26 protein-coding genes and 1 tRNA gene are annotated in these 23,111 nt (G+C 69.5%); 15 read left to right on the forward strand and 12 right to left on the reverse strand.

The window, feature by feature from the left end; translation table 11 throughout:
- The first annotated feature begins 189 nt into the window (after window positions 1-189).
- The 5 genes from ACFC14_RS01925 (at window position 190) to ACFC14_RS01945 (ending at window position 5,277) form a co-directional block, all read left to right on the forward strand.
- A complete protein-coding gene (locus ACFC14_RS01925; protein ID WP_376100913.1) occupies window positions 190-1,245 on the forward strand; it encodes an alpha/beta hydrolase in 1,056 nt (351 codons plus the stop codon).
- A 175-nt stretch (window positions 1,246-1,420) separates the two neighbouring features.
- Complete coding sequence (locus tag ACFC14_RS01930) at window positions 1,421-2,272, forward strand: tryptophan 2,3-dioxygenase (RefSeq protein WP_376100915.1); 852 nt, start codon at window positions 1,421-1,423, stop codon at window positions 2,270-2,272.
- Window positions 2,272-3,225 carry a hydrolase gene (locus tag ACFC14_RS01935; RefSeq protein ID WP_376100917.1) on the forward strand — a complete coding sequence of 318 codons (954 nt, stop codon included), beginning with the start codon at window positions 2,272-2,274 and terminating at the stop codon, window positions 3,223-3,225. Before ACFC14_RS01930 ends, ACFC14_RS01935 begins: the two co-directional genes overlap by 1 nt.
- A 2-nt stretch (window positions 3,226-3,227) precedes the next feature.
- Entirely contained in the window at window positions 3,228-4,466 is a 1,239-nt protein-coding gene (locus ACFC14_RS01940; RefSeq protein WP_376100919.1) for a kynureninase, read from the forward strand.
- Window positions 4,456-5,277, forward strand: a complete 822-nt coding sequence (locus ACFC14_RS01945) for a PaaX family transcriptional regulator C-terminal domain-containing protein (protein ID WP_376100921.1) — start codon at window positions 4,456-4,458, stop codon at window positions 5,275-5,277. The genes ACFC14_RS01940 and ACFC14_RS01945 overlap by 11 nt, the downstream gene beginning before the upstream one ends.
- 95 nt (window positions 5,278-5,372) lie before the next feature.
- On the opposite strand, the gene ACFC14_RS01950 is transcribed toward ACFC14_RS01945, so the two are convergent.
- A complete protein-coding gene (locus ACFC14_RS01950) occupies window positions 5,373-5,858 on the reverse strand; it encodes an FBP domain-containing protein (RefSeq protein WP_376100923.1) in 486 nt (161 codons plus the stop codon).
- Window positions 5,859-6,152: 294 nt separating this feature from the next.
- Here ACFC14_RS01950 and ACFC14_RS01955 point away from each other — a divergent pair, with 294 nt between their 5' ends.
- Window positions 6,153-6,500: a hypothetical protein gene (locus ACFC14_RS01955; protein WP_376100925.1), complete on the forward strand. Its 348-nt coding sequence runs from the start codon at window positions 6,153-6,155 to the stop codon at window positions 6,498-6,500.
- Between the two features lie 40 nt (window positions 6,501-6,540).
- Here the strand turns inward: ACFC14_RS01955 and ACFC14_RS01960 are convergent, their stop codons facing one another.
- Complete coding sequence (locus tag ACFC14_RS01960; RefSeq protein ID WP_376100927.1) at window positions 6,541-6,918, reverse strand: hypothetical protein; 378 nt, start codon at window positions 6,916-6,918, stop codon at window positions 6,541-6,543.
- A gap of 211 nt (window positions 6,919-7,129) precedes the next feature.
- On the opposite strand from ACFC14_RS01960, the gene ACFC14_RS01965 reads away from it, so the two are divergent.
- Entirely contained in the window at window positions 7,130-7,339 is a 210-nt protein-coding gene (locus tag ACFC14_RS01965) for a CsbD family protein (RefSeq protein WP_376100929.1), read from the forward strand.
- A gap of 84 nt (window positions 7,340-7,423) precedes the next feature.
- Here ACFC14_RS01965 and ACFC14_RS01970 read toward each other — a convergent pair whose 3' ends face one another.
- Entirely contained in the window at window positions 7,424-7,588 is a 165-nt protein-coding gene (locus tag ACFC14_RS01970; protein WP_017201713.1) for a hypothetical protein, read from the reverse strand.
- 121 nt (window positions 7,589-7,709) lie between these two features.
- Here ACFC14_RS01970 and ACFC14_RS01975 point away from each other — a divergent pair, with 121 nt between their 5' ends.
- The 6 genes from ACFC14_RS01975 to ACFC14_RS02000 all read left to right on the forward strand — a co-directional run bounded on the left by ACFC14_RS01975 (window position 7,710) and on the right by ACFC14_RS02000 (window position 12,792).
- On the forward strand, window positions 7,710-7,976 hold the full coding sequence (locus tag ACFC14_RS01975; protein WP_029261060.1) for a Rho termination factor N-terminal domain-containing protein: 267 nt from the start codon (window positions 7,710-7,712) through the stop codon (window positions 7,974-7,976).
- A gap of 9 nt (window positions 7,977-7,985) precedes the next feature.
- Complete coding sequence (locus ACFC14_RS01980) at window positions 7,986-9,119, forward strand: YbdK family carboxylate-amine ligase (protein WP_376100932.1); 1,134 nt, start codon at window positions 7,986-7,988, stop codon at window positions 9,117-9,119.
- A 43-nt stretch (window positions 9,120-9,162) separates the two neighbouring features.
- Complete coding sequence (locus tag ACFC14_RS01985) at window positions 9,163-10,557, forward strand: MFS transporter (protein ID WP_376100934.1); 1,395 nt, start codon at window positions 9,163-9,165, stop codon at window positions 10,555-10,557.
- A 47-nt stretch (window positions 10,558-10,604) separates the two neighbouring features.
- A complete protein-coding gene (locus ACFC14_RS01990; protein ID WP_376107059.1) occupies window positions 10,605-11,408 on the forward strand; it encodes an endo alpha-1,4 polygalactosaminidase in 804 nt (267 codons plus the stop codon).
- 131 nt (window positions 11,409-11,539) lie between these two features.
- The gene (locus tag ACFC14_RS01995) at window positions 11,540-12,589 is read left to right on the forward strand and encodes an iron-containing redox enzyme family protein (RefSeq protein WP_376100936.1); all 1,050 of its coding nucleotides are present in this window, start codon (window positions 11,540-11,542) and stop codon (window positions 12,587-12,589) included.
- Window positions 12,586-12,792: a CDGSH iron-sulfur domain-containing protein gene (locus tag ACFC14_RS02000; RefSeq protein ID WP_376100938.1), complete on the forward strand. Its 207-nt coding sequence runs from the start codon at window positions 12,586-12,588 to the stop codon at window positions 12,790-12,792. The genes ACFC14_RS01995 and ACFC14_RS02000 overlap by 4 nt, the downstream gene beginning before the upstream one ends.
- A 26-nt stretch (window positions 12,793-12,818) precedes the next feature.
- On the opposite strand, the gene ACFC14_RS02005 is transcribed toward ACFC14_RS02000, so the two are convergent.
- Window positions 12,819-13,598 carry a YggS family pyridoxal phosphate-dependent enzyme gene (locus ACFC14_RS02005; RefSeq protein WP_376100940.1) on the reverse strand — a complete coding sequence of 260 codons (780 nt, stop codon included), beginning with the start codon at window positions 13,596-13,598 and terminating at the stop codon, window positions 12,819-12,821.
- A gap of 84 nt (window positions 13,599-13,682) precedes the next feature.
- Between ACFC14_RS02005 and ACFC14_RS02010 the strand changes: the two genes are divergently transcribed.
- Window positions 13,683-14,423: a glutamine amidotransferase gene (locus ACFC14_RS02010; RefSeq protein ID WP_376100942.1), complete on the forward strand. Its 741-nt coding sequence runs from the start codon at window positions 13,683-13,685 to the stop codon at window positions 14,421-14,423.
- A 55-nt stretch (window positions 14,424-14,478) separates the two neighbouring features.
- Here ACFC14_RS02010 and ACFC14_RS02015 read toward each other — a convergent pair whose 3' ends face one another.
- Entirely contained in the window at window positions 14,479-15,024 is a 546-nt protein-coding gene (locus ACFC14_RS02015; RefSeq protein ID WP_376100944.1) for a carboxymuconolactone decarboxylase family protein, read from the reverse strand.
- A 122-nt stretch (window positions 15,025-15,146) separates the two neighbouring features.
- Here ACFC14_RS02015 and ACFC14_RS02020 point away from each other — a divergent pair, with 122 nt between their 5' ends.
- Window positions 15,147-15,998, forward strand: coding sequence for an AraC family transcriptional regulator (locus ACFC14_RS02020; protein WP_376100946.1), 852 nt, complete (start codon window positions 15,147-15,149; stop codon window positions 15,996-15,998).
- A 22-nt stretch (window positions 15,999-16,020) separates the two neighbouring features.
- Here ACFC14_RS02020 and ACFC14_RS02025 read toward each other — a convergent pair whose 3' ends face one another.
- From ACFC14_RS02025 to ACFC14_RS02055, 7 genes are all read right to left on the reverse strand, one after another.
- Entirely contained in the window at window positions 16,021-17,133 is a 1,113-nt protein-coding gene (locus ACFC14_RS02025; RefSeq protein WP_376100948.1) for a DegT/DnrJ/EryC1/StrS family aminotransferase, read from the reverse strand.
- 44 nt (window positions 17,134-17,177) lie between these two features.
- Window positions 17,178-17,248 (reverse strand) — tRNA-Cys (locus ACFC14_RS02030).
- Between the two features lie 13 nt (window positions 17,249-17,261).
- Entirely contained in the window at window positions 17,262-18,512 is a 1,251-nt protein-coding gene (locus ACFC14_RS02035) for a pyridoxal phosphate-dependent aminotransferase (RefSeq protein WP_376100950.1), read from the reverse strand.
- Complete coding sequence (locus tag ACFC14_RS02040; RefSeq protein WP_376100952.1) at window positions 18,509-19,861, reverse strand: aminotransferase class I/II-fold pyridoxal phosphate-dependent enzyme; 1,353 nt, start codon at window positions 19,859-19,861, stop codon at window positions 18,509-18,511. The genes ACFC14_RS02035 and ACFC14_RS02040 overlap by 4 nt, the downstream gene beginning before the upstream one ends.
- 98 nt (window positions 19,862-19,959) lie before the next feature.
- Window positions 19,960-21,339, reverse strand: coding sequence for a flavin monoamine oxidase family protein (locus ACFC14_RS02045; protein WP_376100954.1), 1,380 nt, complete (start codon window positions 21,337-21,339; stop codon window positions 19,960-19,962).
- 124 nt (window positions 21,340-21,463) lie between these two features.
- Window positions 21,464-22,276 carry an ABC transporter permease gene (locus ACFC14_RS02050; RefSeq protein WP_376100956.1) on the reverse strand — a complete coding sequence of 271 codons (813 nt, stop codon included), beginning with the start codon at window positions 22,274-22,276 and terminating at the stop codon, window positions 21,464-21,466.
- A gap of 7 nt (window positions 22,277-22,283) precedes the next feature.
- Window positions 22,284-23,111 (reverse strand): ABC transporter permease, encoded by an 828-nt coding sequence (locus ACFC14_RS02055; protein WP_376100958.1) that lies wholly within the window; start codon window positions 23,109-23,111, stop codon window positions 22,284-22,286.

Below are 23,111 nucleotides of genomic sequence, written 5' to 3' on the forward strand. Positions count from 1 at the left end.
AGAGGGTGGGCTGTTGGGGTGCCGGGGCACAGAGCGGGGAGGGCGGGCGGGGGTCCGGCGCGGGGGCGCCGGCGCCCCTGGCCCGTACTCCCGCCCGCACCCCCGCGGGCCTACTCAGGGGCTGCAGCGCCTCCACCCACCGGCGGCGGGGGCACCGGAGTGCTGGCACACTGATCGGTGGAGGGGTCCATGAGCATCGACGCGCACACCGAAGAACCCGCACGCCAGACGAAAGTCCGCAAGCCGTGGCACCGGACGAAGGTGACGCTCGGCATCGTCGTGGCCGTGATCGCCGTGGTCGCGATCGTCGGGACGATCACGCCCTGGCCTTCCGCGATGGTCATCCGTGCCGTGTTCACGAAGGGCGGGAACGAGACGGCCGCCGAGATGGACAAGCACGTCCCCGACACGAAGCTCTCCGTGCAGGAGGATGTCGCGTACGGCGACGACGGCGCCGACACCACGATGGACGTCTTCCGCCCGGCATCCGCCGACGGCCCCCTGCCGACCGTCGTCTGGATCCACGGCGGCGCCTGGATCTCGGGCTCGAAGGAGAACGTCGACCCGTACATGCGCATCCTCGCCGCCGAGGGCTACACGACCATCGCGGTCAACTACACGATCGGTCCGGAGGGCGTGTACCCGCTCGCCGTGCACCAGCTCGACGCCGCCCTCGCCTACATCGACGAGCATGCCGAGGAGTTGGGCGTCGACGCGAAGCAGATCGTCCTCGCGGGCGACTCCGCGGGAGGACAGCTGGCCAGCCAGATGGCGACCCTCGCCACCAGTCCGGAGTACGCCGAGATCATGGGCATCACCCCGTCGCTCGAGGCCGACCAGCTGGCCGCGACCATCCTCAACTGCGGCGTGTACGACCTCGCGGCGCTCGCCCAGCTCGACGGGCTCGCCGGCTGGGGGTTGAAGTCGGCCATGTGGGCGTACTCGGGCACGAAGACCTGGGCCGAGGACTCGACCGGTGCCACGATGTCGACCATCGACTGGGTCACCGAGGACTTCCCCACGACCTACATCTCCGGCGGCAACGGCGACGGGCTCACCTGGCTGCAGTCGATCCCGATGGCACAGCGCCTGGACGAGCTCGGCGTCGACGTGACGACCCAGTTCTGGCCCGCACCTCACGAGCCGCAGCTCCCGCACGAGTACCAGTTCCACCTCGACCTGCCGGATGCGCGAACCGCCCTGCAGAAGACGATCGACTTCCTGGACGCGAACACCACGCGCTGACGCGAGCTTTTCCCGACCCGCTCCGACCGGACGGATGTCGGGAGAACGGACGGATGTCGGGAGAATCGCCGCCGACACTTCCTGCATCCGTGATTTCTCCCGACATCCGACACCCACATGCGGCCCAGACATTTCACTTCTGTGACGCTCGCTGCAAAAGTGATATGTTCGGCGCATGCACACCGAGAACGAACGCGCCCTCGAGTCCGGGATCGTCACCGACCTGTCCGGGCGGATGACCTACGGCTCGTACCTGGCGCTCGACCAGCTGCTCACGGCGCAGCATCCGGTGAGCGAGCCGCAGCACCACGACGAGATGCTGTTCATCATCCAGCACCAGACCACCGAGCTGTGGCTCAAGCAGCTCCTGCACGAGCTGTCCTCGGCGCGCGAGCTGCTGGCCCGCGACGACCTGCGCGAGGCGCTCAAGCGCATCGCCCGGGTCAAGCGCATCCAGGACGTGATGACGCAGCAGTGGTCGGTGCTCGCCACCCTCACCCCCACCGAGTACGCGCAGTTCCGCGGCGCGCTCGGCAACTCGTCCGGGTTCCAGTCCGTGCAGTACCGCGCGGTGGAGTTCGCCCTCGGTAACAAGAACGAGAAGATGCTGAAGGTCTTCGCCGACCACCCCGCCAACCTCGCGCTTCTCACCGCCGAGTGGGAGAAGCCCACGCTGTACGACGAGTTCCTGCGCTTCGCCGCGCGTCGTGGGCTGCCGGTCCCAGCCGCGATCCTCGAACGCGACGTGCGCGAGCCCTACCGCGAGACCCCGGACCTCGTGCCCGCTATCCGCGAGATCTACCAGGACCCGAGCCGATACTGGGACCTCTACGAGGCCTGCGAAGACCTGGTCGACCTCGAGGACAACTTCCAGTTCTGGCGCTTCCGACACCTCAAGACCGTCGCGCGCACGATCGGCATGAAGGTCGGCACCGGCGGCTCCAGCGGCGTCGGCTTCCTGCAGCGCGCCCTGGACCTGACGTTCTTCCCCGAGCTTTACACCGTGCGCACCGAGATCGGCCGCTGATGAAGGCAGCCACGTTCTTCGACGGGATCGGCTGGCGCGAGGGCGTCGTCGAGCTCGTCGACGGGGGCGCGCGGCTGCGGGACGAGGTTCCGGCCACCGGGATCCCCCGCCTCGACGGCGTCGTCGTCGGCGGGTTCACCGACCACCACGTGCACCTGCAGCTCGTGGATCACTCGCAGCTGGCGTGTTCCCGACTCGGGCGCGTGGTCGACCTCGGCGGAGATCCCGATGTGGTTCAGCGGCTCGCCGTTCACCCGGTCCGCATCGAGTTCGCCGGGGCCTTCCTCGCCGCGCCGGGCGGCTACCCGTCCGACCGCGCCTGGGCACCGGACGGCTCGGTGCGCGAGATCGCCGATGCGGATGCCGCCGCCGCGGCGGTGACCGAGATGGCCGAGGCCGGAGCCTCGTGCATCAAGGTCACCAGCAACAGCGTCGCCGGGCCCGTCTTCACGGACGAGCTCCTGCGCACCGTCGTCGAGCTGGCCGCCGACCGAGGACTCCTCGTCGTCGCGCACGCCGAGGGTGCGGGCGAATCCGAGCGGGTCATCCGTCTCGGCGCCGCCCGCCTCGCCCACGCGCCCTTCACCGAACGACTCGACGATGACCAGATCGCCCGACAGTCGGCCAGCGCCTCGTGGATCTCGACCCTCGCGATCCACGACGACCCCGCGCGCGCGGTCGCGATCGACAACGTGCGCCGCTTCCACACGGCGGGTGGAACCGTGCTCTACGGCACCGATCTGGGCAACGGTCCGATGCCCGTCGACCTGAGTCCGCGTGAGATCGCCGCCCTCCGCGAGGCCGGGCTCGACGATGCCGCTCTCCTGCGGGCGCTCTCCCCGGTCGACCCGCTCGACCCCGACTCGAATCTCCTGCTGCTCCCCGGCAGCTCCCCCGCGGCCGCCGACCCGCTCGCCGCCCGCCCCCTCACCCCCGCAGACCTGAAGGTATGACCATGACCGACCCCCGCGACACCGACCTGCTCGACGCCGCCCGTGTCCTCGACGCCGCCGACCCGCTGCGCGCCCACCTCGAGGCGTTCGCCGAGGCACCGGGCGTCACGGCCTATCTCGACGGCAACTCGCTCGGCCGTCCGCTGCGCGACATCCCGGAGAAGCTCGCCGCGTTCGTGCGGGAGGACTGGGGCACCCGGCTCATCCGCTCCTGGGACGAGCAGTGGATGGCACTGCCGATGGAGCTCGGAGACCGCATCGGCCGGGTCGCGCTAGGTGCAGCCGCCGGCCAGACCGTGGTGGCCGACTCGACGAGCGTGCTGATCTACAAGCTCATGCGCGCCGCAGCAGCCGCGGACCCTGACCGCACCGAGCTCGTGATCGAGGCCGGCAACTTCCCCACCGACAGGTTCCTCGCCGAGGGTGTCGCCACTGAGACCGGTATGACGCTGCGGTGGCTCGAACCCGATCCGGTGCACGGCGTGACCGTCGCCGATATCGAGGCCGTCGTCTCGGAGCGCACTGCCCTGGTCTCGCTGAGCCACGTCGACTACCGCTCCGGCGCCCTGGCGGACATGCCCGGCATCACGGCGGCGGTGCACGAAGCCGGAGCGCTCATGATGTGGGACCTCTGCCACTCGGCCGGCGTCGTGCCGATGCAGCTCGACGAATGGGGCGTCGACATGGCGGTGGGCTGCACCTACAAGTACCTCAACGGCGGGCCGGGCTCCCCCGCGTTCGCCTACCTGCGCCACGGACTGCAGGGCGTGCTGCGGCAGCCGATCCAGGGCTGGTGGAGCGCGGCCGACATCTTCGCGATGGGACCTGCGTACGTGCCGTCGGGCGACATCCGTCAGCTGCTGAGCGGCACCCCGCCGGTGACGTCGATGCTCGCGATGCAGGGGATGCTCGACCTCATCGAGCAGTCCACGATCGCCGGAGTCCGGGCGAAGTCGCAGTCGCTGACCGACCTCGCGCTGCAGGCGTACGACCAGGTGCTCGCGCCCCTCGGTGTGCGGCTGCTGAGCCCGCGCGACGCCGATCTCCGCGGCGGCCATGTGACGATCGGCCACCCGGACTTCCGCGATGTGACGCGGCGACTGTGGGCCGACGGCATCGTCCCCGACTTCCGCTTCCCCGACGGCATCCGGCTCGGGCTCTCCCCGCTGAGCACCTCTCACGTCGAGACGATCACCGGCGTGCTGGCTGTGCGTGACGCCCTGGAGTCCGGTGACTTCTGACCTCGCCACAGCGCCCGTCCTCGACGACATCGATGCGCGCCCGGGCAGCACCGCCTCGCTGCTGCGGACGCTCATCGGAGTGTTCCTGCGGCCGCTCGGTGGCTGGATCTCGACGGCCGACCTGGTGTCGCTCGCCGGCGACCTCGGCATCGCGGCAGGCCCCGCCCGCACCGGCATCACGCGTCTGAAGCAGAAGGGACTCCTGCTCGCGGAGCGCGATGACGGTATCGGCTACCGCCTCAACCCGGCGGCGATCGGGATGCTCGAGCGCGGTGACCGCCGCATCTTCGAGATGCGCGAGATGTCGGATGCCGACCCCTGGTGCCTGGTCTCGTTCTCGATCCCCGAGAGCGCACGGAGCATCCGTCATCAGCTGCGTCGCCGCCTGCAGTGGATCGGCGCAGGCGTCGTATCACCGGCGCTGTGGATATGCCCCGGGCATCTCCAGGACGAGGTGGAGCAGATCCTCGACGAGCTCGACGCGCGCCGCTGGGCGACCCTGTTCCAGGCATCCGCCCCCACGCCCGCCGGCACACTCATCGACGCCGCCGCCCAGTGGTGGGACCTCGAGGCCCTGTGTACCGAGCACCTCACCTTCCAGGCCTCGCTCCGCACCCTGCCCGCCGAACCGTTCGCCGCGTACGTGCACCTCATCGACCGCTGGCGGGTGCTGCCGTACACCGATCCGGGGCTCCCCCCGTCGATGCTGCCGACCGACTGGCCGGGACGCCGCAGCTTCGACGAGTTCGCCCGGCTCTCTGCCGAGCTGGCACCTCCCGCCCACGAGCACGTGCGCGCCCGGCTGGCCTAGCTCGGTCATCCACCCCCGCCGTTCCGGTCGCAGTTTCTGTCGCCCACGCGCCTCGCGAGCGGCAGAAACTGCGACCGGAGCAACCGAAGGCGGGATCAGCCGGCGACCTCGGCGAGGAAGCCGGTGACGTGCTCCTGCAGACGCAGGATGCGCAGGTCGCGCGCGAACTCACGGTCGAAGCCCTGATAGGCGAGCGGCGGGAGGACGCGCACGTTCCGGTTGCAGCCGAACTCGGCGCACGTGAGAACGCCGACCGAATCGCCCTTGCGTCCGGCGGCGCCCGCCTTGCGCGCCACGAACAGCTGCACGTCGTTGCGGAGCGTGACGTCTTCGCACCAGGAGCACTGCGCCCGGGCGATCACGCGCTGCTCGGCGCGCTGCAGGAAGACGCCGACCGGAGCGTCGTCGATCCAGGTGATGACGTAGGCGCGGCGGGGCATCTTCGGATCGACCCAGCCGAGGAAGTCGAGGCGATCGAAGTCGATCTCGGCGAAGCCGGGCGGGAGGGTCAGGTCGGAGACCTCCTTGCGGGAGGCGTTGAGGAAGGAGGCGCGGATGTCGCGCTCGTCGATGGGACGCATGAGAAGTGCTTTCGGAGTGGTCGCCGCAGGGGGCGAGTCGATCGGATGAGGGTCCCGGACGGATGCCGGGGTATGACGCAGCACCGGGGACGGGGGTTCCGCCTCCGGCTGGTCCTCAGCCTCTGCCTGCGGCGCGGAAGGCGCCTGCAGCTCCGCTCTGCGCCCGAGGGGCGCTCATCGACGACAGCACCCCGAGAGCCTACACCCGTTTGTTTCACTGCGTGTCGGCCGGCATGGCTCCGGCATCGAAGCCGTCTTAGTCTTTCCGGAACGTCGATCCCGAAGGAGACCATCGTGTCCACGCCGCTCAACCGCCTTTCGCCCCTCCCGGTGCGTGAGCGTGCGGCGTGCATGTGCAGCCACGGCGACCGGTGCTCCTCGTTCGCACCCGGCCACGCGCTGCATCTGATCCAGGCGCGCATCGCTTCGGCGACGCCCGCCGGGTGGGTCGACGCCCTGGTGGTCGCGACGGATGCCGTCGCCGGCGACGTCGTCGTGCGCACTCTGGACGGCGACGTCCACGAGTTGTGGAATGCCTCCGGCGCGGCGCTCGAAGCGGCCCCGGGAACGCCGGTCGCGCTGCACGTCCGCTACGGAGTGCTCGCCGTCGGGCGCACGCAGTTCAACGTCGCCACCGTCTGACCCGGCCCGTCTTCGACGGGCCCTCGAGAGCGAGCGCCCGTCAGGCGCTCGCCATCATCATGTCCTTCATGGCCATGCAGGCATCCATGCACGCCTGGCACGCCTGAGCGCACATGCGGCAGACGTCGCTGTCGTCGGCGTGCCGCATGCACTGGTCCATGCAGACCTGGCACATCGCGATGCACGCGTTGAGCATGGCCATCATCGCGGCCGGGGTCATGCCCTGCATCCGCATCATCGAGCGCATCATGGTGTTTGCCATGTCGGCGCAGTTCATGCACGCCGGCGAACAGTCCATCATCTGCGTCGAGCACACCGTGCAGGCCTGCTCGCATGCGGCGCACGCATCCATGCACGCCTGCATGACGGACATGTCCATCATCCCCATGTCGGGCATCGACTCCATGTTCTTCGACATGGCGCCCATCATCATCGAGTCCATCGCTCACCGCTTCCTTCGACGTCGCGGGCAGGACCACCCGCCTGGCGCCAGGCTAGCCCCTCGCGGGGCCCGCGTCGATGGTGGCGGAACGTTGACATGACCCGCCCTGATTGTCAATCCCGTGGCCGCCTCGCGTGAGAGGTGAGAGTGTCGGAACCAATCGATCCGACGACGAGAGGAGCACCACATGAGTGCCGCAGATGACATCAAGAACGCCGCCGAGAAGGCCGCCGGAAAGGTCAAGGAAGGCGTCGGCAAGCTCACCGACAACGAGCGACTCGAGGCCGAGGGCCAGGCGGACCAGGTGAAGGCGTCGACCAAGCAGGCCGGCCAGAACGTGAAGGACGCCGCCGAGAAGACCGGCGACAGCGTGCGCGACGCGTTCGACAAGAAGTAGGACGAGAGTCCCCCCGGAAACTGCAAAGAGGTGGGGCCCGCCATCGGGCGGGCCCCACCTCTTCGGATCAGACCTTTGTGAGGGTCAGACCTTGCGGCTGCCGCTGATCGCTCGGATCAACCAGGCGATCACAGCGATCGCGAGGAGGACGAGTCCGACCCACAGGAGGAACTGGAGCGACTGCACCAGTCCTCCGGTGATCGCGAGGATCACTGCGACGACGATGACGATGATCAGGAGGATGTTCATCGGTCTTTCCCTTCTTTCGGGGCGCGAACGCCCGACTGCGGTGCCCCTACGCTAGCCGCGTCGAGCCATCTGCCCGAGGGGGTTGACTTCCACCCTCCGAGTGCGCGAAGGAGACGAGCACATGCCAGGACGACGCAACAATTCGCTGAAGGACCCCGAGCTGTACGAAGAGCTCAGGGACGACGGGGCTTCGAAGGAGAAGGCGGCCCGCATATCCAACGCCGCCGCCAAGGAGGGCCGCAGCACCGTCGGACGCCGGGGCGGAGAGCACGGAGACTACGACGACTGGACCGTCCCGGAGCTGCGCAAGCGGGCGAAGGAGCTGGGCCTGACCGGCTACAGCGGCAAGCGGAAGTCCGAGCTCATCTCCGCCCTCAGGAATCACTGAGGCCGGGGGATGGCCCGCTTCGGCATCGAGGAGGAGTTCCTCTTCCTCGACGAGCACTCGCTGGCACCCGTGGCTCTGGCCGCCGGCACGCGCGAGCGCATCACCCGGCTCCGCGCGGGCGGCGAGGTCACAACGGAGTATCTGACCTCGCAGATCGAATGCCTCACCGAGCCCGTGTCGACCGGAGCGGATGCCGAGGCGCAATTGCGTCACCTGCGGGAGCTGGTGGGGTGGCACGCCCAGGAACAGCAGGCGATCGCAGCCTCGTCGGGGACGCCCTTCGCGACGACGCGCTCTTCGACGATCTCCCCCTCCCCGCACTACGACGTGGTCGCCGAGCAGCTCGGCCACCTCAGCCGCGATCACGAGGTCAACGGGCTCCACGTGCACGTCGAGGTCCTGGATGAGGAGGAGCGCGTGCGCGCGCTCGACCGGGTACGCGGCTGGTTGCCGGTACTGCTCGCCCTCACCGGGAACAGCCCGTTCGTGGAGGGCCGCGACACGGGCTTCGCCAGCTGGCGCAGCATCCAGATCCGTCGGCTGCCGGCATCGTGGAGCCCGCCGCACTTCCGCGATCTCACCGACTACCGCGCGGGGGTGCAGCGGCTCATCGACCTCCATGCCATCGCCGATGCGGCGTCGCTCTCGTGGGCCGTGCGAATCTCGGAGCGCTACCCGACGGTCGAGGTACGGGTCTTCGATGCGCAGCTGACCCCGGAGGAATCGGTGCTCGCGGCCCTCCTCAGCCGCGCGATCGTTCTGACCGACGACCAGGCTCCGGCCTCGATCGGCGCCGACGTGCTCGACGCCTCGCTGTGGACCGCCGCTCGCCGCGGCATGGATGCCCGCGTGATCGACCCGACCACCGGCGACGTCGACGATGCGCGCACCGTCGCCGAGCGCATGCAGGCGGTGATCGCCCCCGCACTGCGTCGACTCGGCGACGAGGAGCGGGTCCGCGATGGCCTCGCTCGACTGCGCACCGCCGGCACGGGGGCCACCCGGCAGCGCGGCAGCGTCGAGGAGGACGGGACCGCCGGGCTCGCACGCCTTCTCCGCGCCGGGGCACCCGCACCCCTCCCCGCACCGCGAACCGACGCCCAGACCGAACGGCAGGAGCCCACACCGGCACCGGCATCCTGACCGCCGTCGCCCCGCTGTCCCGCGCCGGGAGTAATGTCGGCCTGTGGCCTCCTTCGCCCCTCTCCAGCGGCTCGTCATATCGATCGCCGTGCTCGCATCGTTCGTGACGTTCCTCGACGGCACCGTCGTGAACGTCGCGCTGCCCGCGATCAGCCGTGAACTCGGCGGCGGCATCACCACCCAGCAGTGGGTGGTCGACGCGTACCTGATCACGCTGAGCGCGCTGATCCTGCTCGCCGGCTCGGTCTCCGACGCCTACGGCCGGGTGCTCGTGATGCGCATCGGCCTGATCGCCTTCGGCGTGGCATCGATCGCGGTGGCCGCGGCCTTCGATCCGCTGATGCTGATCATCGCCCGCGCTGCACAGGGTGCGGCCGGCGCGCTGCTGGTGCCGAGCTCGCTCGCGCTCATCACCGCGACCATGCGCGCCGACGTGCAATCCAGGGCGATCGGCGTGTGGACCGCGTTCACCACCGCGGCGCAACTGGTGGGCCCGCTGCTCGGCGGCCTGTTCGTCGACTACCTCTCCTGGCGCTTCGTCTTCCTCATCAACGTGATCCCCATCGGCATCACCCTGCTGCTCCTCGCCCGTCTGAAGCTGCCGGAGCACCCGCGCGGCATCAAAGTCGACTGGTGGAGCGGCGCCCTGTGCGCGGTCGGCCTCGGCGCCGTCGTGTTCGCCCTGATCGAGCAGCCCAACATGGGGTGGCAGTCGCCGGCGATCTGGGTCCCCGCGATCGTCGGTGCTGCCCTGTTCGCTCTGTTCCTGTGGCGCCAGCAGCACTCGACCTCGCCGCTCATGCCGCTGTGGCTGTTCCGGGTGCGCGACTTCGGCTGGGGCAACCTCGCCACCCTCTTCGTCTACGCCGCCCTGTCGCTCAACGGGTTCGTGGTCGGCGTCTATCTGCAGCAGGGTGCCGGACTCAGCGCCACGGCGGCCGGGCTCGCGAGCCTGCCGATGACCATCCTGATGATCCTCGTCTCCTCGCGCGCCGGGCAATGGGCCGGCCGGTGGGGTCCGCGCATCTTCATGACGATCGGCCCACTGATCATGGCCGTCGGCGCACTGATGCTGCTGCTCGTCGCGGCCGACTTCGACTACTGGTGGCAGGTGCTGCCCGCGATGATCGTGATGGGCCTCGGCCTCTCCCTCACGGTGGCGCCGCTGACCGCGGCGATCCTCGGGGCGATCGACGAGAACCACTCCGGCATCGCCTCGGCGGTCAACAACGCCGTCTCTCGCGTCGCCGGTCTCCTCGTCGTCGCGATGCTCTCGACCATCGTCGGCGGCACGCTCGACCTCGACGGGTTCCACAGCGCGGCCTGGGTCACCGCCGCGCTGCTCGTCGTGGGCGGAGTGGTGTCGTGGGTCGGCATCCGCCGCAACCCGGCCGAACCGGCACCGGCCGACGTCGCCACCTCCGGCGCCCCGCAGTGAGCGTGACCGCGCGCACTCGCCGGGCCGGGGCGCTGCTCGCCGTCGCGATGCTGGCGTCGGGGCTCGGCGGATGCGCGGTGCCGTCCGATGTGTCCGGGCCCGGCGAATCGTCCGCATCCGCCGCGTCATACGAGCTTCCACCGGTCGGTGCGACCCCCGACTATCAGCTCGGCGGCGCCTACGAACCGGCACCCGAGGTCGGAATCGTCGGCCGGGATCGGAGCGCGGAGCCAGCCGAGGGCGTGTATTCCATCTGCTACGTCAACGGCTTCCAGACGCAGCCCGCCGAACTCGAGTCCTGGCCCCGCGACCTCCTCCTCCAGCGCGACGGCGAGGTGGTCTTCGACCCGGACTGGCCCGACGAGGCGCTGCTCGACACATCGAGCGCCGAACGCCGTGACCGGATCGCCGCCACGGTGATCCCCTGGATCGAGGGATGCGCGGATGACGGCTTCGATGCGGTCGAGTTCGACAACCTCGACTCCCACACCCGGTCGGATGGGGCGCTCTCGTTCGACGACAACCTGGCGCTGGCCACCGCGTTCGTCGACGCCGCCCATGCCGCCGGGCTCGCGGCCGGGCAGAAGAACACCGCCGAGGACGCGGCTGTGCTGCACGCGCAGGCCGGCTTCGACTTCGCCGTGACCGAGGAGTGCGCGGTCTACGTCGAGTGCGGTGCCTACGCGGCCGTCTACGGCGAGCACGTCATCGACATCGAGTACGCCGACGCGCTGCCCCGCCCGTTCGCCGAGATGTGCGCGGACGACGACTCCCCGGCGTCGATGGTGCTCCGCGACCGCGACCTGGTCACCCCGTCCGGCGACGACTACGTCTTCGAGACCTGCCACTGACTGGCGTCGGGCGACGGGGCCGCGCCACCCCGCGGCGCGTATGCCCCGCATGCACGTCCGCGTCAAGTCCCTGGAGCTGCCGGCTCGCACGCGGCAGGATGCGAAGCATCGCACCGATGGGAGCCCTGTTCATGACCGCATCCGCCCCGGCAACCGCCCCGGCCGCAACCCTCCCCTTCAACGACCGCGGGGCGCTGAGCCGCGCCGTGATGTCCCACCTCACGGGTGACGACGCTGCCGTCGACCACACGACCCTCGCGACCACCGCCGTCGCAGCGAGCACCGACATCATGCGCGACGACGACATCCAACTCGCGCTCTTCGTCCTCTACGCCTCGGCCTACGGGTCTCTCCCTCAGCTCGACCCCGAGTTGGAGTGGGATCCCGCCCTCCTCGCCACCCGCCGCGTGCTCGAGGAGGCGTTCGAGGGCACGCTGCGCGCGAGCGTGCCGATGCCGGAGTCCCCCGAGCCGACCGTCGACGCCGTCGGCCGCGCGCTGTTCGCACTGGCCGCCGCCGACACGGGTCCGAGCGTCGCGCGGCACCTGGCGAAGAAGGCCACCAGGGAGCAGGCGGAGGAGACGCTGATCCTGCGCTCGGCGTATACGCTGCGTGAGGCGGATCCGCATTCGTGGGCGATCCCCCGGCTGGCGGGCCGCGCCAAGGCAGCGCTCGTCGAGATCCAGTCGGACGAGTACGGCGGCGGGCGCCCGCAGCGCGTGCACGCCGAACTGTTCGCCCGCGCGATGCGGGCCGCCGGGCTCGATGACACGTACGGCGCCTACGTGGACGACCTCCCCGCCCTCACACTCGCATCGCTCAACATGATGTCGCTGTTCGGGCTCAATCGCCGTCTCGTCGGTGCGATCGTCGGGCACCTGGCGGCCTACGAGATGACCTCGTCGATCCCCTGCCGGCTGTATGCGGACGGTCTGCACCGCCTGGGCTTCGATCCGGATGTGGCGGCGTACTTCGAGGAGCACGTCGAGGCGGATGCGGTGCACGAGCAGATCGCGGCACGCGACCTCGCCGGGAGCCTGGCCGAAGACCACCCCGAGATGCTGCCGGACATCCTGTTCGGCGCGGCGGCCTGCCTGACCGTGGACGGCTGGAGCGGCGAGCACATCCTGGAGTCCTGGTCGGCCGGCACCTCCTCCCTCCGACCGCGGGTGGCGTCATGAGTGCCCGCACCGAGCCCGCGTCGATCACGCCGTATCCGGACGGACCGCTGCTCGTGCGCGGCGCCGTCGAGCTGCAGACGGCCGACGGGGAGACGATCGAACCGCATCGCCGCACCATGGCCCTGTGCCGTTGCGGGCTGTCAGCGGTGAAGCCGTTCTGCGACGGCACCCACAAGGCGGCGGGCTTCCGCACCGACGACTGAACGCGGCCGCACCGCCGCACGCTGTTTCAGGCCTCGGGCCAGTAGTAACTGTCGGGCAGGGCGCGCGCGCCGAAGATCGCCTGTCCGACGCGCACGCAGGTCGCCCCCTCCTCGACGGCGGTCTCGTAGTCGCCGGACATGCCCATCGACAGCTCGCCGGCGCCGATGAGGTCGGGGGCGTCTTCTCTGGCGTGGTCTCGCAGTGTGCGAAGGAGCGAGAAGCACTCCCGCACCCGCTGGTCGTCGGGCGTCAGGAGCGCGAGCGTCATGAGCCCGCGCACGCGAAGGCTCTGATACGAGGGCAGCGCCTCGAGGAAGGCGGGGAGTTCCTCCGGCGGCATACCGAACTTGGAGTCCTCGGCCGAGGTGTTCACCTGCACGAAGACGTCGAGACTGCGTCCGGCCGCCTGCAGACGTCGGTCGAGCGCTTCGGCGACCCGCAGCCGGTCGAGAGCCTGGAACTCCGCGGCGAAAGCGGCGACGTCTCTGGCCTTGTTGGTCTGCAGATGTCCGATGATCGACCACGACACGTCGAGGTCGGTCGTCTCGCCGTGCTTGCGCACCGCCTCCTGAACCTTGTTCTCTCCGAGCAGCCGCATCCCCGACTCGATGGCGACCCTGACGCGCTCGGTGGGGACGGTCTTGCTCACGGGAAGCAGCGTGATCTCTTCCGGGAGACGCCCCACTCGGCCCGCCGCCTCGTCGATACGTGCCCGAACAGCCGCGATGTTGTGGTGGAAATCGTCGACGGTGAACGCCGTGGGGTATCGATCGTCTGCCGCGGAGGGCGCTTCCAGCTTTGACATAGGCCAAACGCTAACATAGCCTGAGACAAGCGTGAAGCCCCGTCGCTCTGCTCGCCGCGCACGCCGCAGAAAGGCTCTGACACCATGACGAACACCCCCTCGCCGTCGCGCGTCGCCGTCGCATTCCGGCACGTACACTTCGAAGATCTGGGCGTTCTCGAACCGCTGCTGATCGAGCGCGGCTATCGCATGGAGTACGTCGACCTCGGCACGCAGGCGATCGACATCGATCGCGTCGACGATGCCGACCTTCTCATCGTGCTGGGTGGCCCGATCGGGGTGCACGACACCGCGACCTATCCGTTCCTGCACGCCTCGAAGGAGGCGATCGCCCACCGGCTGCGCCAGGGCCGGGCGCTGCTGGGGATCTGCCTGGGCGCGCAGCTGATCGCCGAGGAGATGAACGCCGAGGTGCGTCCGACGGGTGCGGTGGAGATCGGCTACGCCCCGCTCCAGCTCACCGCGGAGGGGCTCGACTCTCCCCTGCGTCCTCTCGACGGATTGCCCGTTCTGCACTGGCACGGTGATGCCTTCACCATTCCCGACGGCGCCCGCCGTCTGGCTCGCACTCCGGACTTCCCGAACCAGGCGTTCTCCACCGACACCGTGCTGGCGCTGCAGTTCCACCTCGAGGCCGACCATCGCACGATCGGGAAATGGCTCATCGGGCACGCGCACGAGCTGCATCACCACGGCATCGACCCGCGCACGATCCGCGAGCAGGCCAGGATCCACGGTCCGCGCCTCGAGGCCGCTGCTCGCAGCGCGATCGCTGCCTGGCTGGACGACGTCGAAGGCCGGGCACGCTCCGCCGATGCGCGCTGAGCCGGCACGACGAAGGGCCGGGACCTGACGGACCCGGCCCTTTCTCTGCGGCGGTTCAGCTCGCGCGGCGCAGTGCCACGCTCGGGAAGTCCACCGGGACATCGAGAGCGATGTTCACATAGTTGGTGAACAGGTTCAGCGCGACCTGGCCGATGGTCTCGACGATCTGCTCGTCGTTCCACCCCTCCGCGCGGACCGCGTCGACATCGGCCGAGGACACCTGGCCGCGGGCGTCGACGAGCTTCAGCGCGAACGCGAGCAGCGCGGCCGTGCGCGGATCGTCCGACTCGCCGACCTGAGCTGCCGCCAGCGTCTCGCGCGTCAGACCGGCCTTCTTGCCGAGCGCGGTGTGCGCGGCGAGGCAGTAGTCGCACGAGTTGCGGTCGGCGACCGCCACGGCGATCTGCTCGCCGAGTGCCGCCCCGAGCGTGCCGCCCCCGTATGCGCCGAATGCGCTCCACATGCTCGTCAGGGCAGCCGGGGAGTTGGCGACGGCGCGGAACATCGCCGGCACGGTGCCGAAAGCACCATGGATCTGGTCGAGCTGGTCCTTGACGGCTCCGGTGGCCGCTTCGCGTTCGATGAGTGAGACGTTGGGCATGTGATGCTCCTTCGTTATCCGAGGTGAGACCGATCGGCCTCACCTCGAGTCTTCCGAGAACGGCCGGACGATGCGCACCAGAACGTCTTGCATTCATGACGGATCGTCCAGATACTGGAGGTATGCCCTCCGTCGACCGCCTCACTGCGCTGCTCGAGCGGTTCCGCGTACGCACGCGCCTGTTCCACTCCGGCCCCCTGTGCGGCACGACGGTCTTCCCCGCGAGCAGCGGCCATGGCTACCTGCACGTGCTGCGTCGCGGCGAGATGGAGGTGACGCACCGCCGCCCCGACGGCAGCACCGAGCGCGAGCTCATCACGCAACCCAGCCTGCTGTTCTTCCCCCGCCCGCTCGATCACACCTTCCTGAACGCGCCGACCGACGAATCGGACTTCGCCTGCGCGACTCTGGACTTCGACGGCGGCGCCACTCATCCGCTCGTGCGCACGCTCCCCTCGACGATCGTCCTGCCCCTCGACGAGGTCGCCGCCCTCGCGCCGGCGCTCGATCTGCTGTTCTCCGAGGTCGACAACGTCCGCTGCGGACGCCCGCTCGTCGCCGACCGCATGTTCGAGGTGGTCCTGATCCAGTTGCTGCGGTGGATGCTCGACAACAGCGGTCGACTCGACCTCCCGCCGGGGCTGCTTCCCGGCCTTGCGGACGAACGCCTCGCCCCGGCACTGGTCGCCATGCACGAGGCACCCGGCGACCCCTGGAACCTGGAGTCACTGGCCCGCCGGTCGAACATGTCGCGCAGCGCATTCGCCGCACGCTTCAAGGACGTCCTCGGGCGATCACCGGGCGACCACCTCACCGACTGGCGGTTGACCGTCGCCCAGGAGCAGCTCCGCGCCGGGATGTCGGTCGGCACCGTCGCCGCGGAGCTCGGCTACGCCAGCGCCTCGGCGTTCTCGCGGGTCTTCGCCCAGCGCATCGGCCGTTCGCCGCGCGCGTGGCTCGCCTTGGCCGCCTGACCCCGCAGCGGAGGCCCGGCGATCATCCACCGGCCGACATAACGGCCTCGAGACCGTCGACGACCCGGTCGATGTCGTCGGGCGTGAGCGACGGGTGCACCGGGATCGAGAGCACCTCCTGCGCGGCCCGCTCGGTCTCGGGCAGATCGGCGTCGGGAGCGTACCGCTGCAGCGAGGGCAGCCGGTGGTTGGGGATCGGGTAGTAGACGCCCGCCCCGACCGCGTGCTCGTCGCGCAGGGCATCTCGCACGTGGTCGCGCTCACCGTCGGCGATGCGCACCGTGTACTGGTGATACACGTGCTCGGCGCCGTCGGCGACCCGCGGGATCGTGAGCCCGTCGATGCCGGCGAGCGCCGCATCCAGCACAGCCGCATTCCGCTGCCGCTGCCGGGTCCACTCCCCCACCTTCCGCAGCTGCACGCGCCCCACTGCCGCATGCACCTCGCTCATGCGGTTGTTGTACCCGACGATCTCGTTCGCGTACTGCGTCTCCATCCCCTGGTTGCGCAGCAGCCGCATGGTGCGGGCGATGTCCTCGTCCGCGCACGCGACGATGCCGCCTTCGATGGCCGTCATGTTCTTGGTCGGATACAGGCTGAACATCCCGAACGTGCCGATGGTGCCGGCCGGACGACCGCGCCAGGCTGCGCCGTGCGCCTGCGCCGCGTCCTCGTAGATCGCCAGACCGTGCTCGGCCGCCACGGCTTCGATCTCGTCGACGAGGAACGGATGCCCGTACAGGTGCACCGGCATGATGCCCTTCGTCCGCGGGGTGATCGCCGCGCGCACCCGCGCCGGATCGAGGGTGAAGTGCACCGGCTCGATGTCGACGAACACCGGGGTCGCTCCCGCGAGGACGACGGAGTTCGCCACCGCGGCGAAGGTGAACGAGGGCACGATCACCTCGTCTCCCGTGCCCACCCCCGAAGCGATCAAACCCAGCAGCTGCCCGCTCGTGCCCGAGTTGACCGCGACGGCGGTGCGCCCCTGCAGGAACTGCTCCGCGAATTCCGCCTCGAACGCGGCGACCTCCGGGCCCTGCGCGAGCATCCCGCTGCGCAGAACTCGCTCGACGGCCGCCACCTCCTCGTCGCCGATGAGCGGTTTGGCTGCGGGGATGAAAGCGTCGTCCATGAGGGATGCCCTTCGTCGGCGTCGGCTCTCTCGAGCCCGGTCTGAGGTGGAGGCAGGAATCGAACCTGCGTGCACGGTCTTGCGGACCGCGACCTGGCCACTCGGTCACTCCACCGGGTCGAAGGCGCTCAGCCTCCTGGCGGCGAGTACCCGCTCAGGAAGGAGCCGAAGCGCCGGAGCGCATCGGTGAGTACGTCGGTCTCGGGGAGGAAGGCGATCCGGAGGTGATCGGGGGTGCGCAGGTTGAACGCCCTCCCGCGCACGAGGAGGATGCGCTCCGCATCGAGGAGGTCGAGCACCAGTCGCTCGTCGTCGTCGATGCGGTGCAGCTCCGGGTCGAGGCGCGGGAAGAGATACAGCCCGCCACCCGCGGCCTGGGTGCGGACGCCGGGAATCGCGTTGAACGCATCGAGCGCCGCATCCCGTTGCCGCGTGAGCCGGCCATCGGGAGCGACCAGTGCGTCGAGCGACTCATCCTGCGTCAGTGCCGCCGTGATCGCATGCTGCGCGGGCACCGACGCGCACATCCGCATGGATGCCAGCAGTCCGACCCCCGAGAGGAACGGGTCGTCGGCGTCGAACCCCGTGGTCGTCATCCAGGCGGCACGGTAGCCGGCGACACGATGGGTCTTGGACAGCCCCGCGAACGTGACGCAGGGCACGTCCGGCGCGACCTGCGCAGTGGAGTGATGCACGAAGCCCGGATAGACGACACGGTCGTAGATCTCGTCGGAGAGCAGCAGCAGTCCGTGACGCCGGGCGAGCTCGCCGATCTGCTCGAGCACTTCGCGCCCGTACACCGCTCCGGTCGGGTTGTTCGGATTGATGATGACGATCGCCGCTGTGCGCGGGCCGATCAGCGACTCCATGGCCGCGACATCCGGAATCCACCCCTCGGACTCGACGCAGGGATAGTGCACCGCCCGTCCCCCGGACAGCACCGTCGACGCGGTCCAGAGCGGGTAATCCGGGCTCGGGATCAACACCTCGTCGCCCGGTTCGAGCAGCGCCTGCAGAGTGAGCCCGACGAGCTCGGAGACGCCGTTGCCGACCGTGATGTCGTCGATCGAGAGAGCGGGGAAGCCGCGGCGGTGGGCGTAGTGCGCGGCGATCGCCTCGCGCGTCTCGGGCAGACCAGCCGATTCCGAGTACCCGTGCGCACGCGGGAGCGCGGAGCGCAGTGCCTCGACGATCGCCGCCGGAGCCTCGAACCCGAAGGGGGCCGGGTTGCCGATGTCGAGCCGGAGGATGGACTCGCCGCTCCGCTCGAGTTCGGCGGCGCGCGCCGCCACGGGTCCGCGCAGGTCGTACAGCACTCCTTCCAGACGAGAGGAGCGTCCGATGCGGTGCGTCGCGCCCGCCGCACTGCCCGCGGTCATGCCTCGGCCCGCATGCCGGCGATGACGTTGGCGAGGTCGTCGGCGAGTCGCTGCGCGTCGGCCTCGTCGAGGTCGTGCACGGTCAGACGCAGGTGCGAGCCACCCGTCGAGCCGTTCGGATCGAGCACGAAATCCGCACCGGAGCGGACCAGCCAGCCCCGCACCGCGAGAAGACGGGCGGCCTCCGCGGTATCGCCCTGGACGTCGATCCAGACGTTGAGTCCGTCGTCGCTCTGCGCGCGCACTCCTCGTGCGGCCAGCAGCGCGACGAACGCGCGGTTGCGTGCCGCGTAGTGTGCGCCGGCTTCCGCGATCGAACCCTGCGTGGCGGCATCGCGCAGCATCCCGGCGGCGAGCCGCTGCATCACGTGGCTCACCCACATCGTGCCGGGGCTGAGTCGCAAGGCCAGCCGGTTCGCGGTGACCGGATCGGATGCCGTGACGGCGAGGCGCATGTCGGGTCCGAGGAACTTCGACACCGAGCGCACCAGCGCCCACCTCTCGTGCGTCGGCGCGATGATGCTCGAATACGGTGTCGTGGAGAGCAGCGAGAAGTGGTCGTCTTCGATGATCAGGACGTGCGGGTGATCGGCGAGCACCTCGCGAAGAGCCATCGCCCGCGTCGCGGTGATGCCGACCCCGGTCGGGTTGTGCGCGCGCGGCGTGCAGACGATCGCGCGGGCCCCGCTCTCCAGGGCGGCGCGCAGACCCTCGACGGTCATGCCCTCGCGGTCGACGGGGATCGCGACGGGCGCGTACCCGGCGAGGCGTGCGGTGTGGATGCTGGAGAGGAAGCACGGGTCTTCGAGGCCGACGCGGTCGCCCTGCACCAGGCTCTGGGCGAGCAGTCGCTCGACGGCATCCACAGCCCCGGCGGTGATCGACAGACGGAACGGGCGAGGGTGGTCTGCGGCGATCCACTCCGTAGCCCATTCGGCCAGGGCGGGGTCGATCACGGATTCGCCGTAGAGCATGTGCGCGGGCTCGACACGGGCGAAGGCGGCGGCGAGGTCGGGCAGGCGCGCGGCATCGGGATTGCCGCTGCCGATGTCGCGGAGCACCGTCCCCGCGGTGAAGCCCTCGTCGGGATTCTGCGCGGGACCCAGCACCGTCGTGCCGGTGCGCCCGCCCGTGACCGCGATGCGCGCCGTGACCAGCGCACGGTAGGCCGCGAGCACCGTGTTGCGGTTGACGCCGAGCCGTGTCGCGAGCGCTCGCACCGAGGGAAGATGATCGCCCGGGGCGATCTCGCCGCGCTCGACGAGATCGCGCACGCTCTCGGAGATCTCGGCGGCGGTGGAACCGGTGATGCGGTCGGAGACGACGTCACGATCGGGTGCCTGAGCCATGGTTCGACGCTATTCGAGATTTTGACCTATGTCAAAATCTCGGGTTCGATGGAGAAGCGAGACCGGCATGGGCGGCCCCGCTTCTCCATCCCTTGCCGCTACGACGCGACCAGGACCGCCTGCGCCGCTTCGAGCCCGCTGGAGTGCGCGCTCGCGACCGAGCTCTTGATCGCACCGGCCCAGAACAGCGTGTCCTTCGACGGGCGGTAGATCGTGTCCTCGTCGCGCTCCCCCGTGGCATACGCACCGAGGGCGAACTCGTCGTTTCGCCAGTCGTAGTTCGACGCGTTCACGTAGTTCAGCCCCTGGTCGCCGGCGAGCTTGCGGACTCCGGCGAGCGCCGCATCGAACCGCTCCTTCTCCGGCAGCGCGAGCAGCTCCCGCGCGCGATCGCCGGTGTCCCAGGCCACGATGAGCTGGCCGTCGTAGCCGGGCATCCCGGTGGACTCGTCCCAGAACTGGCACGGCCCCTCGTCGTGCTGGTTCACCATGTCGAAGCTCTCCGGGCGCACCGGGTGGTCGAACTCGAGGATGGTCTTGTACGCGACGGTCTGCTTCACGGCGTCGATGGCCGCCATCCGGTCGTCTTCCAGCGGCGGCGAGAAGGTGATCGACTTCTTCTGCAGCACCCCGATGGGCACCGTGACGACGCAGGCATCCGCCTCGAACGTCTCGGATCCCGCCTGCACGCTCACCCCGGATCCGGAGTAGTCGATCGTCTCGATCGGCGTCTCCAACCGCACCTCCACGCCTTCCCCCACGGCGTTCAGGATGTCGACGTACGGCGCGAGCAGCTTGTAGTCACCGGCGTAGCCGTCGGGCTCGATCACCCCGGTCTTCGACACCGTCAGGCAGGCGGTCAGCGTGTCGACCACCCCGTAGGCCGGGTAGACGGCGAACTGCTCGGTGTCGACCTGGATGCCCAGCAGCGCGAGCGGGTAGTTCGTCGGTGCGATGCCGAGGCGCTCCAGGTACTGCAGCGCCGACTCCTTCGCCGTCGGTTCCGGCAGCGGCACCGCGAGCGCGGGCGTGCCCTCGGGGAAGGCGTAGAAGTCGGGGGTGTCCCAGCCGACCCATGGCGTGCTCGGGCTGTAGCGGGAGAACTTGTTCTCGAACTTCCGCCCCTCGATCCCGAGCTTCTGCGCCCAGGCCCAGGTCTCGGTGTCCGGGCCACCGTGACACAGCGATGCGCCCCGCTCGTGCGGGATGCTCATCAGCGTGCGGTCGGTCCACATGCGCCCGCCCACGCGGTCGCGCGCCTCGAGCACGATCACCTTCTTGCCCGCGTCCATCAGCTCCCGCGCGGCCGCCATTCCGGCGGAACCAGCCCCGATGACGATGACGTCGTAGGACCCTCCTCCGCTCCCCGCGGACGGCGAGGGCGATGCCTCATCCGGCCCGCACCCGACGAGCATGATCGCACCCGCTCCGAGCATTCCGCCCAGCAATGCACGCCGTGAGAAGACGACGTCGCTCATGCGCTTTTCCATCAACGAACTCCTTTGATCGTGGAAGACCGAAAACTGCTGTGTGCCTGACTGCAGCCCCCTGCAGTCCCCCAGATCGGAGCGAGCACCGCATCCGGCGACGCCCGCGCCCGCGTCAGCCGCGCTCGTCGACCTCCTTCCCGAGCCGTTGTGAGATCCACACCGGGATGAAGGACGCGACGATGACGACCGTCGCGACGACGTTGACGACGTTGGCCTCATTGGGCCGGGCCATCTGGTTCATGATCCACAGCGGCAGGGTGTCGACGCCCGGCGGAGCCGTGAAGATCGTCACGTACACCTCGTCGAAGCTGAGGGCGAAGGCGAGGATGGCCCCGGCGATGAGCGCGCTGCGGAACTGCGGCAGCGTCACCAGCACGAAGGTCTGCCACGGGCTCGCCCCGAGATCCTTCGATGCCTCTTCGATGCCGGGATTCATCCGTCGCAGCCGCGCGAGCACGTTGTTGAACACCATCACGATGCAGAAGGTGCCGTGCGCGATGATCATGCCGTAGAAGCCGACCTGGATTCCGATGGGCTCGAGCAGCTGGTTGTACGTGTTGTTCAGGGCGACACCGGTGACGATGCCCGGCAGGGCGATCGGCAGCACCACGAGGAGGTTCACGGCGCGCTGGCCGAAGAACGAGTACCGCTGCAGCGCGAAGGCCACGAGTGTGCCGAGGATCACGGCGATCACGGTGGCGCCTGCGGCAACGAGCACCGAGTTCAGCAGAGCCGCGCGCACGGGTTCGCTCGTGAACGCCTTGCCCCACCATTCGAGCGAGAAACCGGCGACCGGCCAGCTCACGATGCGGGCGGAGTTGAACGAGTTGAGCACGACGAGGGCGAGCGGGATGTACATGAACGCGAGCACGATCGCGACGATGACCCCGAGCACGATCTTGGAGGTGCGGGACAGTCTCAGCATGCGCGACTCACATCCTTTCCAGGGCACCGGTGCGCTGCACGCTCACCAGGTAGACGACGACGAACGCGATGGGGACCAGCGAGTACGCGGCAGCCAGCGGCGGGTTCAGGTTGATGTTCGACGCGATCACGCTGCCGATCATCTGCGTGTCACCGCCGACGAAGCGGGCGACGAGGTAGTCGCCGAGACTCAACGAGAACGTGAAGACCGATCCGGCGATCAGGGCGGGCTTGATGAGCGGGAGCACGACCGAGACGATCGTGCGCCACGATCCCGCACCGAGATCGGCGGAGGCGTCGAAGAGGTTCGGCGGCACCTGGCGGATCGCGGTGTAGACGGGCACCGCCATGTACGGCAGCCACAGGTACGTGAGGGTGAGCACGACGGTCAGGATGCTGAAGCCGGGGCCGGAGAGCCCGAGGGGTGCGAGCAGCCAGTTCGCGAAGCCCTGCTCCGTGAACGTGATCCGCATCGCGAGCACCTTGACCAGGTATCCGGCCCACAGCGGCAGGGTGATCGACACGGCGAGCAGCGCCCGCAGCCAGGGCGAAGCGACCTTCGCCATGAAGATGCCCAGCGGGACGGAGATGAGGACGGCGAGCACCGTCACGGCGAGGGCGATCCCGAGGGTGCGCAGCGACGTCGACAGGTACGCGGGGTTGACGAAGAGCTGCTCGAAGTTGCGCAGCGTGAACCCGGGCTTCACCTTCGAGGTGAAGGGGTCGGTGATCCAGAAGGCGGTCACGAGGAGCATGACCAGGGAGAAGATGTAGATCCCGATGAGCCAGGTCATCGGAAGAGCGAGGAGCCCGGCGATGCGGAGGCGGCGCTTCAT

The sequence above is a fragment of the Microbacterium sp. NPDC055988 genome (assembly GCF_042269505.1).
Taxonomy (GTDB): Bacteria; Actinomycetota; Actinomycetes; order Actinomycetales; family Microbacteriaceae; genus Microbacterium.